Source organism: Roseburia porci, assembly GCF_009695765.1.
GTDB lineage: Bacteria > Bacillota > Clostridia > Lachnospirales > Lachnospiraceae > Roseburia > Roseburia porci.
In genome coordinates, this window is sequence record NZ_VUNI01000005.1 from 32,800 (window position 1) to 49,066 (window position 16,267).

Genomic DNA, 16,267 nt, shown 5'->3' on the forward strand with positions numbered 1-16,267 from the left:
CTCTCAGGTTATTTACTATTTTGTCCTTAATCGATGGAAATATGCAATTTTTCCAATTGCTCTAAGGCTCTCTTATCTTCTACGACCTTCATAAGTCCCTGCATATCTGTAGGGTCCAGGTGGTCGGAACGGTATTTTATGCTGTTGTCCTTAATCCGGATAATGGTCTCGCGGACTGCCTTTTCCATGTCGCTTTTTGTCTCAACTTCATGGATATGGGCATTAAAAAGACCTGCCACCTCACGCTGTTCTTCCTCATTGTCGAACATGCTGATGATTTTTGCCGGATTCACACTTCCAGCGTCTTCAAACTGGGCAAACAATACTTCTGCCACTCTTCGATACAGATCCTCCGTAAAATCATCCGGCGTAACAAACGGACGGATGATCTGAAACAGACCGGTATGTTCAATGAGCCATGTCAAAAGCAGCTTCTGTGACTGCTTCATTCCATCTTCTTTTTTCTTATTCTCATGAATACCACTCTTAAGCGGTGTCTGTTCTTTTACGATTCCAGCCTTATTTCCAAGCTGGTTTACCAGACGTCTCAGATTATCGAAACCAATCTGGTATTTTGCGGCAACTGCCTCTATATAATTATTTCTTTCAAGCTCTTCTGGAAAGCTTAAAAGCTTTCTTGCTATCTCATTATAAAATGCGGTTTTGTCCTCCGGATCCTGCATATCGTGCTTTTGCTCTTCGATCCGCACTTCAAACATAAAACTGTTCTCAGCCTGATCAATCCGCTGTTGATATGCATCTGCTCCAAGCGCTTTGATAAACTCATCCGGATCTTTATAAGGCCTCATATTAATGACCTTTGTTGTAATTCCAACCTCTTTTAAAATTGGAATTGCACGAAGTGCCGCCTTAACACCCGCACCATCACTGTCATAGGTCAGATATACCTCTTTGGTATATCGCTTCAAAAGATTGGCATGTCCACTCGTAAGCGCAGTTCCAAGTGACGCCACCGCATTGTCAAAGCCCGCCTGATGCAGTGCGATCACATCCATATAGCCTTCACACAGCAGAATCTGCTCTTTCCTTGAGCTTCGTGCAAAATTAAGGCCATACAGGTTACGGCTTTTGTCAAAAATCTTTGTTTCTGGAGAGTTCAGGTATTTCGGCTCTCCTTCTCCCATGACACGGCCTCCAAATCCGATGACTTTATTATGAACGTCCATGATTGGAAACATCGCACGGTTCCAGAACTTGTCGTGTCCACCTCGTACTTCATCAATGGTGACAAGCCCGCTTTCCTTTAAGATCTGGTCATCATATCCCTTTTTGCGCAGATACCGATACAGATCGTCACTATACTGATCCGAATACCCAAGTCCGAATTTCTGCATGGTTTCATCGGATAATTCTCTTTGTTTAAAGTAGTTATATGCATTTGCTCCGCGTGGATTACGCAAAAGCGAATAGAAATATCTGGCAGCTTCCTTATTAATCTCAAGAAGTCTTGTTCTCTTGTCCGCCTCCCTGCGCTGTGCCGATGTCATCTCCTGTTTCGGAAGTTCGATTCCTGCTCTGTCCGCCAGCACCTGCATTGCTTCTCCAAATGTATAATTCTCATATTGCATCAGAAACGTGAAAACATTTCCGCCAGCACCACATCCAAAGCAGTAATACATCTGTTTATTTGGCGATACCGAAAAGGAACCTGTCTTTTCATTATGAAACGGACACAATCCAAAGTACGTGCTGCCCTTTTTCTGAAGACGCACATATCCGCCGATCACATCCACAATGTCATTGCGGGAACGCACCTCTTCAATCAGTTCATCTGAAAAGTATGGCATATATTATGCCTCCTTCTGGTAAAAATTTAATAACCATCAACCTGCCATGCCTCCGGCAGGAAATATTCACTGAACTTCGTGATTGCATACTGGTCTGTCATACCAGCAATATAATCACAGACAATCCTTCCCTTGTCTTCCCCTTCGCTCTGCATACGCAGATACTTCTCCGGGAGAAGTTCTATGTGATCCATATAATAGTAATAAAGCTGTTCAAGCATAGCTTTCGCTTTAATTTCTTCTCTTTTTGCCACCGGATTCGTATATACATTCCGGTACATAAATTGTCTCAGTTCCTGAAGTGCCTCAAACACTTCATCTGACATGATAATGTCACTCTGGTCCATGCTGTTTATGATAATGTCATGGATCAGATGATTCAGTCTGGATTTTACATCATATCCTAATGTCTTACGCAATTCCAGAGGAATATCCTCCTCACACAGAATCTGTGCCCGGATCGCATCATCAAAATCCGAATTTACGTATGCGATCTTATCCGAAAGCCGGACGATTTTTCCTTCGAGTGTATGCGGTGTTGTCTTCATCTGATGGTTACGGATTCCATCCCTCACTTCCCACGTCAGGTTCAGTCCATTTCCATCCTTCTCCAGCTTCTCTACAATTCGCACACTCTGCTCATTATGCTTAAATCCACCTTCATAAATCTTATTTAAGGCATATTCGCCCGCGTGTCCAAAAGGTGTGTGTCCAAGATCATGCCCCAGCGCGATTGCCTCCACAAGATCCTCGTTCAGCCGAAGCGCTTTTGCAATCGTTCTCGCATTCTGGGACACCTCCAGTGTATGCGAAAGTCTGGTTCTGTAATGATCACCTTTCGGTGTCAGAAACACCTGTGTCTTGTTCTTCAAACGTCGAAATGATTTACTATGTAAAATACGGTCTCTGTCCCTTTGAAATACCGGCCGGATATCGCACTCCGCTTCCGTCCGTTCCCTGCCCTTTGAATTTACACTCAGGCAGGCATATGGGCTGAGATTCTCCCGTTCCATCTGCTCCATCTGTTCACGTATTGTCATATACACGCTCCTTTGATCAGCAATGACCATCTCTCCACAATTGCAGACAACCTACATACTTATAATTCTATAAAGAAAAGCTATTTCCTTTTTTATTTTAAAAAAATTTGTTTCTTTCTGTTATGACTGCGTTTCCTGCTGCATTTCATTCCCTCCAAGAACCTTTAACAGTTCCTGAAGCGTCACTCCGGTAATCGCATTGTCATAATTTCCATAATAAAAATGATTATCCTTTACCAGAATACAGCCAACCCACTCTCCGCAGTTTACCTCATCCCCAAAGGCCTCCTTCGGATCCTGATAGCCACTGATCGTAAAGTACGCGTCATAATCATCAAAATCTTCCGGTCGGTATGCCACCTCTCCAAATTCATTTTCGAGCATCTCAACAATCCCCTTTTCACAGATGGAGTAACCGGTCCTGTCTCTGCTGTATGCCGTTTCATCCAGCCATTCCTCATCCCACAGGACAAAAATGGAATCATTCTTCCATTCCGTATCTTTTTCTACTTTGTCGGCTCTTTCATAGGAATTCATATCTGCACCATACATTTCCAGATAATCCGGAAATTCCCCATTCTCTCCTGTATAGAGCATATTTGCAATCGAAAGCTGATAAAAGCGGCTGTCTACATTTTCTCCCTTATAGGCAAAATATCCTTTTGGCTCCTCATTCTCATGATAATCCAGCGAGCAATGCACCGGTATGTAAACCTGATCATTGTAAACAACCGGACCAAATGACCGGTCTTCGGTCAGACATTCTGCCACTTTATGGTAAGAAGGCTCTTCCTGCATTCTTCCTGCAATCAGGAAAAGAACAAAAGCTGCAACTGCAAGAACCAGTACCACTGCCGCCACAATGACAAGGATCAGTGTCTTTCGCTTCTCTTTCTGGATCTTTTCCCGTTCTTTCGGATTTTCTGTCTGAAAATATTCCGGTATCCGGATCGTATTTCCAGGTTTTGGTCCATAACAATGGGTTGCGATCATATATACCATTCCGGTGATCATCAGTAAAAGGATAACCGCACCTCCAAGGAAAAGGCCTGCCTGCCACTTATACGGAGTCACACACATAAAAAGTGCATCCATAACACTATGTATCTTCTGTCTGTCCGTTTTCCGGATCCAGATATCGCAGATCCGGATCACCAGTCTGGATATACCCCAGAATGCAATTCCGTCTATGATAAGATACGCTGTCCAGAGTTCCTTTTTCCTTATTACAATAAGAGGAAACAACGACATTACAAAAGAGATCACCAGGATCGCAGCAAATACATATGCCCATCTTTCCACCAGCGTGCTTCCATAAATACTGTCAAAACATTCTTTTGCAGTCATCCCGCTGACACTTCCCCATCCGAGCATCTGTGCAAGTGTCAGCAATATCTTCATCACGGCCCATATCGCAAAAAAGGCAATTCCATATGCTGCCATCATCCTTCGCACTTCCTGTTTACTGCAAAAAGCAAGATGATGTGTCATACGGTTACCAGCGATCACAATCCCACGAATCACATAAAAAACTACCATCATTCCAACCCAAAGAGGAATTCCGCCCATTGCCCCTACGGTAGCATTGATATAAAGCATAGATGCTGTGGCAACCAAAAGAGAAGTGCCAAGATGTAATGGAGAACTTTCTACATTACCAGAAATACTAAAAAAACTCTTCATATTTTATCACTCTCCCAGTTCTTTTAAGATCTGCTCTTTATCCGCAAATTCCTTAGCCACTTCATCTTTGGACTGATGATAGATAAGCTCGCCCTTGCGTAAAAGCATGACATGATCTGCAATCGCCTCAATATCTTCATAATTATGTGTCGAAAAAAGGATCGTCACATTCTGCCAGCTGCGGTAATCACGGATCATCTGAAGCATTTCTTCTCTTGACACCGGATCTACCGCACTGGTCGGTTCATCCATAAGAAGAAGTTCCGGTTGTCTGCAGAGTGCCAGAATCAGCATATACTTTTTCTGCATTCCAGTCGAATACTGTTTAATCTTTATGCTCCGGTCCAGCTGCGCAATCTCCATATATTTTTGAAACATATCCATCGAAAAATCCGGTTCGATCTTCTTTATCTTTTCTGCAAGGCGTCCCGCTTTCAGTTCCATATTAAAATTCGGCTTATCGTATACAACGGACAGTCTGCTCCGGATATTTTTCTCATCCTCATACATTTCTCTGCCCTCATACAGGATCTTTCCTACTTCCGGGATCTCTGCCTGTGCAATCAGACGGATCAATGTTGATTTGCCAGCTCCGCTCCTGCCGATCAAAGCCGTGACGCTTCCTTTTTCCATTGAAAAATTGATATCTTTCAGAAAGAAATTTCCGGCTCTTTGATATATCTTCTGAAGTTCCAGTTCTGTCATATTTTCACACCCTTTTTCTACTTCAAGTTCCAAATAGTATAACATAAAATAGTGATTATTGTGTTAAAGTCCTGCCATTTTCTGTAATCTGAACTTTGCCAGATGGTTAAAAAAATAAATTACACGACCGACTCCTAACATAGAAAGAACCGTGCCGAGCCCAATTCCGATCAATGGGTTACCAAAAACCAGACCAATTACAAGCGAGCAGACTACACAAAAAACATCAAAGCAGTTTTTGCACAACCCAAGTTCCCTGCCAAAACGGTCCGCCAGACTGCTTACAATACCATCGCCAGGATTTGGGATCAACCGCATATCTACTGTCATTGCAGCTCCAATACCGGTAAACAGAATTCCCAGTGCCAGCACAAGCAGGTCTGTAGGTAAAAATCCACTCTGATATTTAATTCCATACTGAAACAGCGCCATAAAACGGGTAAACACTATGCTTACCACCACCTGCAGTAAATCCATCCATCGGCGGTCTTTGCCCTTAATAAAGAACTGCACCACCACCAGAACACAATAAACAATCAGTGTCAGATTGGCAAAATTCAGTCCTGTTCCCTGACTGATCGTGTACGGCACTGATACAATGGCAGATGCGCCAAGTCCTGCCTGCGTGTTCAACGTAATACCTAATGCCAAAAGAACCATTCCAATCAGGTAAATCACCACACGAGCCACTATCGGTTGCTTTTTCTTTGTATCCATATTCATTCTCTTCTTTCTCAATCAGTATAAAATTTATTCAAAGTCCCTTCCATCTGCAATTATCTGAAATCAAATATAGCCGAGTTCCAAATCGTTAATGCATCAACTCGTTATTCTCATTTTACTATCAGCCAATAGATACTTATACTGCAAATTCTGTTCAGTAATAAATATAACACACGATGTTATTCCAGATTATAGCGGCAATCTCAAATTAATTATCGTTCCCTGCATCTCTTTACTTTCTATTTGTACAGAACCATCATGCAGTTTTACGATTTCCTGCACAATATATAATCCTAATCCCATACCGCCTTTTTTACTGTTTCTTGCATGATCTGCACGATAAAAGCGCTGTGTCACATGTGAAATATCTTTTGTTGGAATACCTTTTCCAAAATCTCGTATTTCAACAACTGCCTGTTTATCATGTTTCTCGACAGTGATTTTTAATTTTTTACCATCCATACCATATTTCAATGCATTGTCTATCAGATTTCTAAAAACTCTTCCAAGTTTTTCCCTGTCCCAGGTACCAATGACCGGCGTATCAGAGATTTCTACTTCTAACTCATAATCGTTTTTTTCAAAAACAGGATAATACTCAATCAATAACTCTCTTACAAATTCAGCCAGATTCATTTTCTCTTTTTGTAAACGAATCGTTCCAAGCTCAAGTCTGGAATACTCCAGTAATTCCATTAAGAGTTTTTCCATGTAAACTGCTTTTCGATAAATAATATCAATATATTGTTTTTCTTCTGTTTCATCATCATAAACTCCATTCTTCAGCATCTCTGCATAACCCAGCACAGAAGCTAATGGCGTTCGCAAATCATGAGAAAGATTTGAAATCAGCTCTTTTCTTCCCTTTTCATAGTGTTCTTTTTCTCTATATTCATGTTGTATCATATAGAGAACAATTTCCACAAAAAACATGACAATTGCAATCCCAATGACAGCAAGTTTACCAAGCATTCCTTTTGCCCTCGGCATATTAAACACATAAGAAAATGCCTCATAGTGCTTCCGGTTAACCATACAAACCAAAAAAGTTTCACCCTCGTCATCCGGAATGATGGCAGCTGCAACTTTGTAATCCGAACATATATCATGCTGCTCATTTATTGCATTCATAATTTGAACATCATCCGTAAGGGCTGGAATATCCTCATCTGCCATCCACGTTCCATTTGTCAAAAATGCAAAATCCATGTCGCGAAACTCCGATTCCAACTGTCTCAGTACAACATCTTTTTCCGTTGTTTGTTCCATCAGAGCACTGCCTCTGTTAAGGGCATCCATCATGTCAGAATGACTTATCCCACTAAAGTATCCACTATGAATACAGTAATAACAAAACAGTAAAAAAATAATACCCGAAATAATGAATGCTGACAAAAATGCCAGCACCATCTTCATACTATTTTTCATTTACAGCCTCCAGACGATAACCAATCCCACGAATTGTCTGCAACAGTTTCGGTTTTCTTGGTTCTTCTTCAATCTTTTCTCTCAAATGACTGATATAAACCATGACAGTATTGTCATCTTCATAATCAACATTCCACACCTGGTGATAAATCTGACTTTTGGTAAATACCTGATGTGGATGCTCCATAAAAAATTTTAAAATAAGCAACTCTTTTCCTGCTAATTCTACTTTTTCACCACGAACCTTTACTTCTAAACTTCCTAAATCCAATTCCAATGGTCCAACTACCAGCTTTTCCGGTTTTGAAGTCACGTTCTTTATTTTTCGTCTTAATTGTACCTTCACTCTTGCCATTAACTCTCCCGGGCTGAATGGCTTAGTGACATAATCATCCGCCCCCAGCCCAAGGCCCAGCACTTTATCGTATTCTTCCTGCCTTGCACTCAAAAAAATAACAGGTATTTCATTGTCATATTCCCGAATATCACGAAGGACTTCAAATCCGTCCATGTCCGCCATCATAATATCCAAAATAACCATATCGATCTTCTGATGCTGCACGATTTCTAACGCTTTTACGCCATTTTCACACGGAATCCCTGAAATTCCTTCCCGCTTCAGACATTTCACCAGCATATTTCTAATTTCTTCTTCATCATCAACGATTAATACCTGTTGCATATTTTCGCACTTCCCCAGCTATCGATTTACATTTTTCTTTAGATTCATTCTGATTAACAGCATCGCAAATAAGATTACAGCAATTACCTGTACTGCTCCAAAATCCGTTGGAAAAAAGGTAAACAAATAATAATTCTTCATTTTCCACGCAATTTTTCCAGGCAGATCTGTATAAAAAATGATCATATCCATACCTGTTATTATAACAAACAAAAGAACACTAATCACTTTTTTCAAAAGACCTTTTTGCAAACTATAATGTTTCTGCAAAATATTTTTTATAAAAATCATACCAAATAGCAGCATAAAAGCCAACAGTATGCAGGTAATCAGGCGGAAAACATTTTGTATCTGTTTCATCAGGGAATCCGAAACACACTCACCTAATTCTTTTTTACTCCATACTTCCATCAAATCATATGTCATATAATAAGCTTTATCCGAATTGGAAACCACTGCAATTCCGTTCTGGCTTTCCGGTTCTATCGCAAGTTGTGCATTCCAGCCGGTCAAAGTTCCATTATGTTCATAAACAGTTCTTCCATCCTGCAAATATCTTGGTATGATGCCTAAAGCGTATGTCCCGCCTGCACTCTTTGTATTTTTTTGTTCTTGAAACATCTCTCCACAACCATCTTTATAATACTTCATCAGTGCAATTTCAAACAACGCTAAATCATGTGAAGTTGTTGTCACACCTCCACCGCCATTCATAACAATAGGCACTACATTTGTCGCTTTCGAAAGTCCTGCATATGGTATGGCAAGCTCTCCTTTCGCATTTGTCTCATTTGCATAATCTGTCTGATTCATGCCCAAAGGGTCAAATATTTCTTTTTCCATATATTCTTCAAATGGCATCCCTGTCACTTCTTCAATCACCAGTTGACAAATTCCATAGTCTGTGAACTCAGAATATTCAAACTTTTCACCGGGCTTTCTCTTTAGTCTCACATCATGCATTTTTAATGCTTCATCAATTGTCGGTAATGGATTGGAATAACCATATTCATTACTTCCCGTCACACCTGCCGTATGAGACAACAGCATTCGCAAAGTAACACGGTCTTCTCCATATTCACTTTCAGGAATTTTCCACTTTGTCAGATACGCATTTACCGGTGCATCAAGATCGAGTTTTCCCTGTTCTACCAGTTGCATTATTCCATATGCCGTTACTGTTTTGGAAATAGAAGCTATTTTAAACCGGGTTTCATCTGTAACCTTTTTCTTCTCATGCCTATTTGCATATCCATAGTTTCTGATTTCCTTAATTTCACCATGTTCAATGATTGCAACACTTGCTCCTACTGGTGCATATTTGTGTACTGTTTTATCTATAACATCTGCATCATGTCCGCTGTATGCACTTATGCCGATACTCCCGAATAATATTGCTGCCACCATGATTCCTGTTACGAATATTTTTCTTTGTTTTTTCATAAAAAATGCCTCCTTTAAATGATACTATAAAGTACCTGTTTAAAAGGAGGCATAAAGGAATCTTAAAAACACCTTAAATCAAAGAATTTATTGTACTAAAAACTACTGACAGAAAGGGACTTTTCAGCAGGCTCTTTCATATTTTTAAACCAAAATGTTCAGCAACGAGATTAACCGTATCATCAACACTTCTATTCAAATCTCGTTCCAGCCAAAAATAACCACTTTTCTTAATTTCTAAATATGGCTTATCATTAAGACTTTTTAATGTTGCATTAACTGTTGCTTTCGCTGTTTCAACATCTGTTGCACTATTAATGAAACCATTAAAATCTTGATGGTCTGATCTATTACAATAATCTTCAACCAAATCACTTGGCTCTTTAATCATAAACGCTATTCTGTCTGATGAAGTAAACAAATCAGCCTCTAAAAGATTAAGATGACAGTCACAAATGATTGGTCCATTTTGTGACATTCTAATCAAATCCATAAGTACAAATTCAAGTTGTTCCCTTGTATTATTTATCAGCCATTCTCTATACTCATCGACTGTTCTGCCGAAAAATTCATCAGCGTCTTTGAACTGTTTGTTCATAGCAGGCTGATATTTAACATTAGACATATTTTGCGTCTATATCATATACAGGAATATGATATTTTTCCCCTAAACCTCTTGAAACTGTTGTCTTTCCTCCGCATGGTGTTCCTGTAACAAAATATACATTCTTTAAATATTCTCTAATAACATTATCTTGAAAATTCATTATTTTCTCCTTGATTAAATAGTTTTGTTTGCAATCAATTTGTGCATGAAACTATTAACCAAAAGTTTCATGCCATTAGATGTTTCGTATTCTCATAGCAATTACAACCATTATTGCATTGTCCTCCTCTAATTCATATGGTTAAAGAAAAAAAGCCTTGAAAATCAAGGCTTTTTCTAAAATGCGGAAGATGGGACTTGAACCCACACGATCGCAATGATCACAAGATCCTTAGTCTTGCTCGTCTGCCAGTTCCGACACTTCCGCATCTGTTCAGTTGTTGCCGTCTCGCTGACGACTAGCTTATAATAGCAGATGATCTTTCCAGTGTCAACACTTTTTTCTAAACTTTTTTTATTTTTTTTAAAAAATATACAATATATACATTTTTAAAAATTCTCAAAAATTCTGCTTGACATTTGCTTTTTTATTCTGTAGAATAACATTTGTTCGCAGGAGTGGCGGAATTGGCAGACGCGCAGGCTTCAGGTGCCTGTGGTAGCAATATCGTGTGGGTTCAAGTCCCATCTCCTGCATTTCTTTTTAAGGAAGTCGTTATGAAACGGCTTCCTTTTTTGTTATTCTTATCTGTAATACATAATCCATAATCTTCGAACACAGCATGGTATAAGCTGCACCGAACGCATTTGCTCCGATACGAAGAGCAACCGCTCCTGTCATTCCAAACAGGCCGGAGGCAATTGATAATGCTCCAAATGTGTTAAATGCTGTCTGCCATGCATATCCTGCAGAATATCCCACACCAATTCCACCGATCATTCCAATATATGGATACATGGATTCCGGAAGAACGGTATAAAGCAATGCAAAAAGCAACGCTCCCACAACATTAAATCCGGCTCTTGTTCCTGCCCGCTGTGCTCCGTCCCCGGTAAAAGGAAGGCATACGGACATACAGGCGATTCCAGCCCACATTGCTCTCGGCAATCCCAGTGCTGACATAATAAACATTGCTGTGGATACGATAACGGTCAGTTTTACATACCATCTGCTCCGCGCAGAATACAGATCAAATTCCCGGAAAAGATCCAGAAATGTTCTTCGATACGGACGATTCTTCTGATTCTTGTAAAATACAAACATGCAGATGGCCATTCCGACAAGTAAACCTTCCACACGAAGCACATAGGCATGCCCTGTCACTTTGTATCCCTCCAGAAGCAGATATCCAAGGACGAACGTCGAATGATTATACATAATAACATTATGACATCCGAGTAGCATCAAAAGCATAATACATACAAGATTTACGCACAGTGCTGCAACCGGCGGCCACTGGCTTGCAAGATATGGTCCCACGATCAGTATTCCAAAAATACCTGCGATCGATATCAGCCCATGCGTTGTCCGGATTCCAAAATCCGCCTGCCTTAATACAAGCACCGCCAGCAAGACGGTAACACCAACCACACTGTTCTCACTTCCCGTACATTTACTGTATAAAGAAACGACCGCCACACAAAATGCCATAACAAGATACACTTTAAAATTATAGATCAGTATATGGCGTCTCTTTTCTTTTTTGTCCTTCGTATTCTTGATCAACTGCTTGGAACCAGTCGAACTAAGCTGTAATTCCTGATAAAAAGTCATCTGATTCACTCCTTTTCTTTCGTCTGTTCTTCTGCAAGAATCTGATTCGCTTCAAAAATCAGTTCAAACAATTCCTCAAACCGGTCTTCTCCCATTCCCTCTTTTAAAACATATAACGGATTCAGATAATAATAGTACATCCGGTCGATTTCCTTTTTTCCTTCATCTGTCACACGAAGCTTATAACTGCGCTTATCCGTTTTGACCGGTTCCTTTTCAATATACTGTTTGGCTGCCAGCTGTTCGACCAGACGGCTGATCACCGTTTTTCTTACGCCCATTGCCACGGCAAGCTGTCCCGGGGTCACAGCTTCCCTGGCATAAGCTGCCCGAAACAGCAGATCAATCTCCTGTGCAGAAATATGTTCTCCCTTCTGCGCTTTTCGGATCGCCATACTGCCAAAATGCCTGAGTTCAGTCTGTTTTTTTACAATTTCAATCCAGTTTTTATCTTTCATAACGCTCCTTTTAGTTTACATTGTGAACTAAATCAGAAAGTACTATAACGCAAATTTAAAAAAACGTCAATCCTGAAAACATGCATAAAAAAACACCCCGGAAGCCAGATCCTGCTCTGGCGATTTCCAAGGTGTTCCCATAAACGCTATTTATTTTAACGGTCGTGCTTCATTCTCCAGTCAATACAACGCTTCAGATATTCTACATAATCCGGATTCTTGCACATTCCCTTACCCGGAGTATCCGAGATCTTGGCAACGTCCATTCCATTGCATGCAGTTGTCTTCATGACGATGTTAAGTGCCGGCACATCGGTATCATTGGAAATATAGGTTCCGATACCAAATGCAACCTTTGCCTTATTTGAAAAATGAGCATATAACTGATCTGCTCTTTCAAAATCCAGGCTGTCACTGAACAAAAGTGTCTTTGATGCCGGATCGATTCCAAGCTTCTTATAATGCTCGATCATTTTTTCTCCCCATACAAACGGATCTCCACTGTCGTGACGAACTCCTGAGAAAAGTGTTGCATAAGTCAGCTGGAAGTCCTTTAAGAAACAATCTGTGGTGATTGCATCGGTAAGCGCGATACCATTCATGATACCGTATTCTTTTACCCATGCATCCATTGCATACCAGTTTGAATATGCCGGATTGTGTTTATGATTTCCCTGTCCGACACACATGATCCACTCATGTGCCATTGTTCCAACCGGGGAAAGATTATATTTCTTTGCAAGGTATACATTTGAAGTTCCAACAAAAGTAGACTTTCCATGATAATCCTGCTCCGAAAGGACTTTTACTGCAAGTTCCTGTGCCTCTGCGGATAATCTGCGGCGCAGTCCGAATTCACTGAATGCACCAATGGTATATGATACTCCGTCTGCACCAGTTGTCAGTGCTGTAACCTTCTGGTCAAGGCGCTGTTTAAAACTTTCAAAAAGCTGTTTATAATCGTATGCCATGCGGAAATAAACTTCATTTACGATTGCAAGCGTAGGAATCTCATACATCGAAGTATTGAGCCATGTACCCTTCGTCTCAATCGCTAATCCACAAGGTCCATCTGTTGTAATTTCAAAATCATCAAAACGTGGCTGCCAGAGTCTTAAAAAATCCACATAAGAACCTTTGATCCACTGTACAGCATTCAGATATTCGAGTTCCTCATCGGTAAATCGAAGGTTACAATATGCACGGATCTGTTCTCTGATCTCGTCGACCATTTCTTCTGTAAAATGTACATCTGTATTTCTGCATTTAAAGGACCATGTTGTCTTATAATCTGTAAACTGATGGTAGATCGCCTCTCCCATACTGAATTTATACATGTCCTGTTCCAGCAAACTGTTGATGATCTGTTCTAATTTCATGATATCTCCTGTTTCCGCCAGACACAACTGTCATACAGGCAGGCCGTCCGGCTTCCATCTGATTTTCATTTCTTCGTATCGTCTTATTATAGTAGTCTTTTCGTCCCATATCAAGAATTTTTTTCATTTGCCTTCAGCGATTTATGCAAAAAAAGAACAGCCTTCGATCAGCTGTCCTTTAGGAGAAGGTTTTTTACTATGGGGGATAGTAAAAATATATAATGTATTGGGGGTTTTTACGGTTATTATAATAGCATGTCACTCCTGAAAATGCTATACAAACTTCATAATTTCTCACCTATTTTTTTGTATATTCTGTACAATCCCCGTTTCATTGACACTCATTATACATGGACTTAAAATGAAAAAAGAACTGTAAACAGCACATAAAGGAGTTTTTATGAAAAAACTATATTACGAAGAAAGCGGTCTTCATATTGTCTGGGGAATCGATGACAAAAACGAACTGCGGCTTCTGCATTTTTCCGCCCTTCCTTTTCATGAGGAAGATATTCATGTAGAATCCATGGATTACGGATTTCGCTTTATTGAAATGCAGCTTTCCGGCTATGACCGTCCCTATGAACGGCATGGCAATAAATATATTGTAACCGCGCCAGGATATCGTCTGAAATACGTTTCTCATCACGAAGAAGACAACACATTCGGAAAACTTTTATGCTTTGTACTTCGGGATAACGTAACCGATGTCTATGTGGATGCATATGTTCAGTTTTACCGTGGACTCCCTGTCGTACGATGCTATCAGACCGTCCGCAATGAAGGAACAAACCAACAGACACTGGAGTACATTTCCGGTTTTAATTATGAAGGAATCGAAAAAGAAGGTCTGGAACCAAGAGATGAAAAAATGCGTGTCTGGATTCCTCATAACAGCTGGCAGCGGGAAATGAACTGGAAGATCTATACGCTTCCAGAACTCGGAATGGAACAGATCCAGCCGGATAAGATTCAGCGTTCCTCCAGTCTGATCCACGTAACCAACACCGGAAACTGGTCTGCGAAAGAACATCTTCCGATGGCCTATCTGGAAAACACCTGCACCGGCACCGGACTTTTCTGGCAGATTGAAAATAACGGTTCCTGGCATTGGGAGATCGGTGATCAGAACGGACATCTTTATCTTGCAGCCGGTGGACCAAATGAGATCTACTCTCACTGGTTCAAAGACTTAGCCCCCGGAGATTCTTTTACTTCTGTTCCGGTTGCAGTCGGTGTAACTGCCAGTGGCTTTGACCAGGGAATTGCTTCCCTCACAGCCTACCGCCGGCTGATCCGCAGATCGAATGCTGATAACCGCAAATTGCCGGTCATTTTCAATGATTATATGAACTGTCTGTGGGGCAAACCTCACGCAGACGAAGAATACCCGCTGATCGATGCGGCTGCAGAAGCCGGCTGCGAATATTTCTGCATTGATGCCGGCTGGTATGCCGACGGAGACTGGTGGGACAATGTCGGAGAATGGGAAGAAAGTAAAATGCGTTTTCCGGATGGCATGAGAAAAGTTACCGATTACATCCGCAGTAAAGGCATGATCCCAGGCGTCTGGTTAGAAATTGAAGTTATGGGAATTAACTGCCGTCTGGCAAAAGAATTCCCGGACGAGTATTTCTTTGTCCGCCATGGAAAACGTATCAGCGACCGAAGCCGTTTCCAGCTGGACTTCCGCAATCCAATGGTTCGTGAATTTGCCAATCAGGTCATTGACCGCATTGTATCCGAATACGGTGTCGGCTATATCAAAATGGATTACAATATCGAACCCGGAATTGGAACCGAGCTTGGCTGCGAAAGTGTCGGTCAGGGACTTCTTGAGCACGAACGTGCTTATCTTGGCTGGCTTGAAGATGTGTGGAAACGTTATCCGGAGCTTGTGATCGAGAACTGTTCGAGTGGTGGACTCCGCATGGATTATGCAATGCTCTCCCGCTACAGCATCCAATCCACCAGCGATCAGGATGATTACCGCAAATATGCTACCATTGCAGCCAACGCTCCTGCTGCACTGACTCCGGAACAGGCAGCGGTATGGACTTATCCGATGAATCACGATGACGAGACCTCTCCAGCACAATTAAAGGAAGAAACCGTCTTTAACATGGTCAACGCCATGCTTCTGCGTATTCACCAAAGCGGTCATCTCGCACGCCTGGATGACGTGCGCCTCAAGCTTGTACAGGAGGGAATCGAGACCTACAAGCAGATCCGTCCGGATCTTGCCAACGGTTTTCCATTCTGGCCGATCGGTCTTTCTTCCTTTTCCGACGAATGGTCTGCGCTTGGCATGAAACACGAAAATACGCTCTACCTTGCCGTATGGCGAAGGAATGGAAATACTCCTGTAAAAACACTGCCGATTCCTTCTCTTACAGGCAAAAATATCAATGTACGGATCCTTTATCCATCTTACGGAATAGAACGCTTTACCTGGAATCCGGTAAACGGAAGTTTGAGCGTGGAATTTCCGGAAGAAAATATGGCCCGTCTGTTTATTCTTACCGAAAATTAATATA

At 41.1% G+C, this 16,267-nt stretch carries 15 protein-coding genes and 2 tRNA genes; 2 read left to right on the forward strand and 15 right to left on the reverse strand.

The window, feature by feature from the left end:
• Nucleotides 1-26 precede the first annotated feature (26 nt).
• From dnaG to FYJ75_RS04450, 11 genes are all read right to left on the reverse strand, one after another.
• Complete coding sequence (gene dnaG, locus FYJ75_RS04405) at nt 27-1,808, reverse strand: DNA primase (RefSeq protein WP_154429238.1); 1,782 nt, start codon at nt 1,806-1,808, stop codon at nt 27-29.
• A gap of 26 nt (nt 1,809-1,834) precedes the next feature.
• A complete protein-coding gene (locus FYJ75_RS04410) occupies nt 1,835-2,848 on the reverse strand; it encodes a deoxyguanosinetriphosphate triphosphohydrolase (RefSeq protein ID WP_154429240.1) in 1,014 nt (337 codons plus the stop codon).
• A 120-nt stretch (nt 2,849-2,968) separates the two neighbouring features.
• Nucleotides 2,969-4,531 (reverse strand): hypothetical protein, encoded by a 1,563-nt coding sequence (locus FYJ75_RS04415; protein WP_154429242.1) that lies wholly within the window; start codon nt 4,529-4,531, stop codon nt 2,969-2,971.
• A 6-nt stretch (nt 4,532-4,537) separates the two neighbouring features.
• Entirely contained in the window at nt 4,538-5,236 is a 699-nt protein-coding gene (locus FYJ75_RS04420) for an ABC transporter ATP-binding protein (RefSeq protein WP_195838940.1), read from the reverse strand.
• 63 nt (nt 5,237-5,299) lie between these two features.
• Entirely contained in the window at nt 5,300-5,953 is a 654-nt protein-coding gene (locus tag FYJ75_RS04425; protein WP_154429246.1) for a YczE/YyaS/YitT family protein, read from the reverse strand.
• Between the two features lie 195 nt (nt 5,954-6,148).
• Nucleotides 6,149-7,387 (reverse strand): sensor histidine kinase, encoded by a 1,239-nt coding sequence (locus FYJ75_RS04430; RefSeq protein ID WP_154429248.1) that lies wholly within the window; start codon nt 7,385-7,387, stop codon nt 6,149-6,151.
• Nucleotides 7,377-8,069, reverse strand: a complete 693-nt coding sequence (locus FYJ75_RS04435) for a response regulator transcription factor (protein ID WP_154429250.1) — start codon at nt 8,067-8,069, stop codon at nt 7,377-7,379. Before FYJ75_RS04435 ends, FYJ75_RS04430 begins: the two co-directional genes overlap by 11 nt.
• 18 nt (nt 8,070-8,087) lie before the next feature.
• The gene (locus tag FYJ75_RS04440; protein ID WP_154429252.1) at nt 8,088-9,512 is read right to left on the reverse strand and encodes a serine hydrolase domain-containing protein; all 1,425 of its coding nucleotides are present in this window, start codon (nt 9,510-9,512) and stop codon (nt 8,088-8,090) included.
• Nucleotides 9,513-9,648: 136 nt separating this feature from the next.
• On the reverse strand, nt 9,649-10,137 hold the full coding sequence (locus FYJ75_RS04445; RefSeq protein WP_235907003.1) for a shikimate kinase: 489 nt from the start codon (nt 10,135-10,137) through the stop codon (nt 9,649-9,651).
• Nucleotides 10,130-10,279: a hypothetical protein gene (locus tag FYJ75_RS14400; protein ID WP_235907004.1), complete on the reverse strand. Its 150-nt coding sequence runs from the start codon at nt 10,277-10,279 to the stop codon at nt 10,130-10,132. Before FYJ75_RS14400 ends, FYJ75_RS04445 begins: the two co-directional genes overlap by 8 nt.
• 182 nt (nt 10,280-10,461) lie before the next feature.
• Nucleotides 10,462-10,546 (reverse strand) — tRNA-Leu (locus tag FYJ75_RS04450).
• 185 nt (nt 10,547-10,731) lie between these two features.
• Between FYJ75_RS04450 and FYJ75_RS04455 the strand changes: the two genes are divergently transcribed.
• Nucleotides 10,732-10,815: transfer RNA gene (locus FYJ75_RS04455), tRNA-Leu, on the forward strand.
• 19 nt (nt 10,816-10,834) lie between these two features.
• Here FYJ75_RS04455 and FYJ75_RS04460 read toward each other — a convergent pair.
• From FYJ75_RS04460 to FYJ75_RS14290, 4 genes are all read right to left on the reverse strand, one after another.
• Nucleotides 10,835-11,893 carry an FUSC family protein gene (locus tag FYJ75_RS04460; protein ID WP_154429254.1) on the reverse strand — a complete coding sequence of 353 codons (1,059 nt, stop codon included), beginning with the start codon at nt 11,891-11,893 and terminating at the stop codon, nt 10,835-10,837.
• A 5-nt stretch (nt 11,894-11,898) separates the two neighbouring features.
• A complete protein-coding gene (locus FYJ75_RS04465; RefSeq protein WP_154429256.1) occupies nt 11,899-12,351 on the reverse strand; it encodes a MarR family winged helix-turn-helix transcriptional regulator in 453 nt (150 codons plus the stop codon).
• Nucleotides 12,352-12,506: 155 nt separating this feature from the next.
• Nucleotides 12,507-13,730 (reverse strand): nicotinate phosphoribosyltransferase, encoded by a 1,224-nt coding sequence (pncB, locus tag FYJ75_RS04470; RefSeq protein WP_154429258.1) that lies wholly within the window; start codon nt 13,728-13,730, stop codon nt 12,507-12,509.
• Complete coding sequence (locus FYJ75_RS14290; protein WP_195838941.1) at nt 13,681-13,857, reverse strand: hypothetical protein; 177 nt, start codon at nt 13,855-13,857, stop codon at nt 13,681-13,683. The genes pncB and FYJ75_RS14290 overlap by 50 nt, the downstream gene beginning before the upstream one ends.
• 273 nt (nt 13,858-14,130) lie before the next feature.
• On the opposite strand from FYJ75_RS14290, the gene FYJ75_RS04475 reads away from it, so the two are divergent.
• Nucleotides 14,131-16,263: a glycoside hydrolase family 36 protein gene (locus tag FYJ75_RS04475; RefSeq protein WP_154429260.1), complete on the forward strand. Its 2,133-nt coding sequence runs from the start codon at nt 14,131-14,133 to the stop codon at nt 16,261-16,263.
• The last annotated feature ends 4 nt before the right edge of the window (nt 16,264-16,267 follow it).

What these genes read in the sequence shown, in the direction of transcription:
- FYJ75_RS04425 (WP_154429246.1), bottom strand. Translation starts at nt 5,953, where the DNA reads ATGGATACAAAGAAAAAGCAACCGATAGTGGCTCGTGTGGTGATTTAC.
- FYJ75_RS14290 (WP_195838941.1), bottom strand. Translation starts at nt 13,857, where the DNA reads ATGAAAAAAATTCTTGATATGGGACGAAAAGACTACTATAATAAGACG.
- FYJ75_RS04465 (WP_154429256.1), bottom strand. Translation starts at nt 12,351, where the DNA reads ATGAAAGATAAAAACTGGATTGAAATTGTAAAAAAACAGACTGAACTC.
- FYJ75_RS04410 (WP_154429240.1), bottom strand. Translation starts at nt 2,848, where the DNA reads ATGACAATACGTGAACAGATGGAGCAGATGGAACGGGAGAATCTCAGC.
- FYJ75_RS14400 (WP_235907004.1), bottom strand. Translation starts at nt 10,279, where the DNA reads ATGAATTTTCAAGATAATGTTATTAGAGAATATTTAAAGAATGTATAT.
- dnaG (WP_154429238.1), bottom strand. Translation starts at nt 1,808, where the DNA reads ATGCCATACTTTTCAGATGAACTGATTGAAGAGGTGCGTTCCCGCAAT.
- FYJ75_RS04475 (WP_154429260.1), top strand. Translation starts at nt 14,131, where the DNA reads ATGAAAAAACTATATTACGAAGAAAGCGGTCTTCATATTGTCTGGGGA.
- FYJ75_RS04445 (WP_235907003.1), bottom strand. Translation starts at nt 10,137, where the DNA reads ATGTCTAATGTTAAATATCAGCCTGCTATGAACAAACAGTTCAAAGAC.
- FYJ75_RS04420 (WP_195838940.1), bottom strand. Translation starts at nt 5,236, where the DNA reads ATGACAGAACTGGAACTTCAGAAGATATATCAAAGAGCCGGAAATTTC.
- pncB (WP_154429258.1), bottom strand. Translation starts at nt 13,730, where the DNA reads ATGAAATTAGAACAGATCATCAACAGTTTGCTGGAACAGGACATGTAT.
- FYJ75_RS04440 (WP_154429252.1), bottom strand. Translation starts at nt 9,512, where the DNA reads ATGAAAAAACAAAGAAAAATATTCGTAACAGGAATCATGGTGGCAGCA.
- FYJ75_RS04435 (WP_154429250.1), bottom strand. Translation starts at nt 8,069, where the DNA reads ATGCAACAGGTATTAATCGTTGATGATGAAGAAGAAATTAGAAATATG.
- FYJ75_RS04460 (WP_154429254.1), bottom strand. Translation starts at nt 11,893, where the DNA reads ATGACTTTTTATCAGGAATTACAGCTTAGTTCGACTGGTTCCAAGCAG.
- FYJ75_RS04415 (WP_154429242.1), bottom strand. Translation starts at nt 4,531, where the DNA reads ATGAAGAGTTTTTTTAGTATTTCTGGTAATGTAGAAAGTTCTCCATTA.
- FYJ75_RS04430 (WP_154429248.1), bottom strand. Translation starts at nt 7,387, where the DNA reads ATGAAAAATAGTATGAAGATGGTGCTGGCATTTTTGTCAGCATTCATT.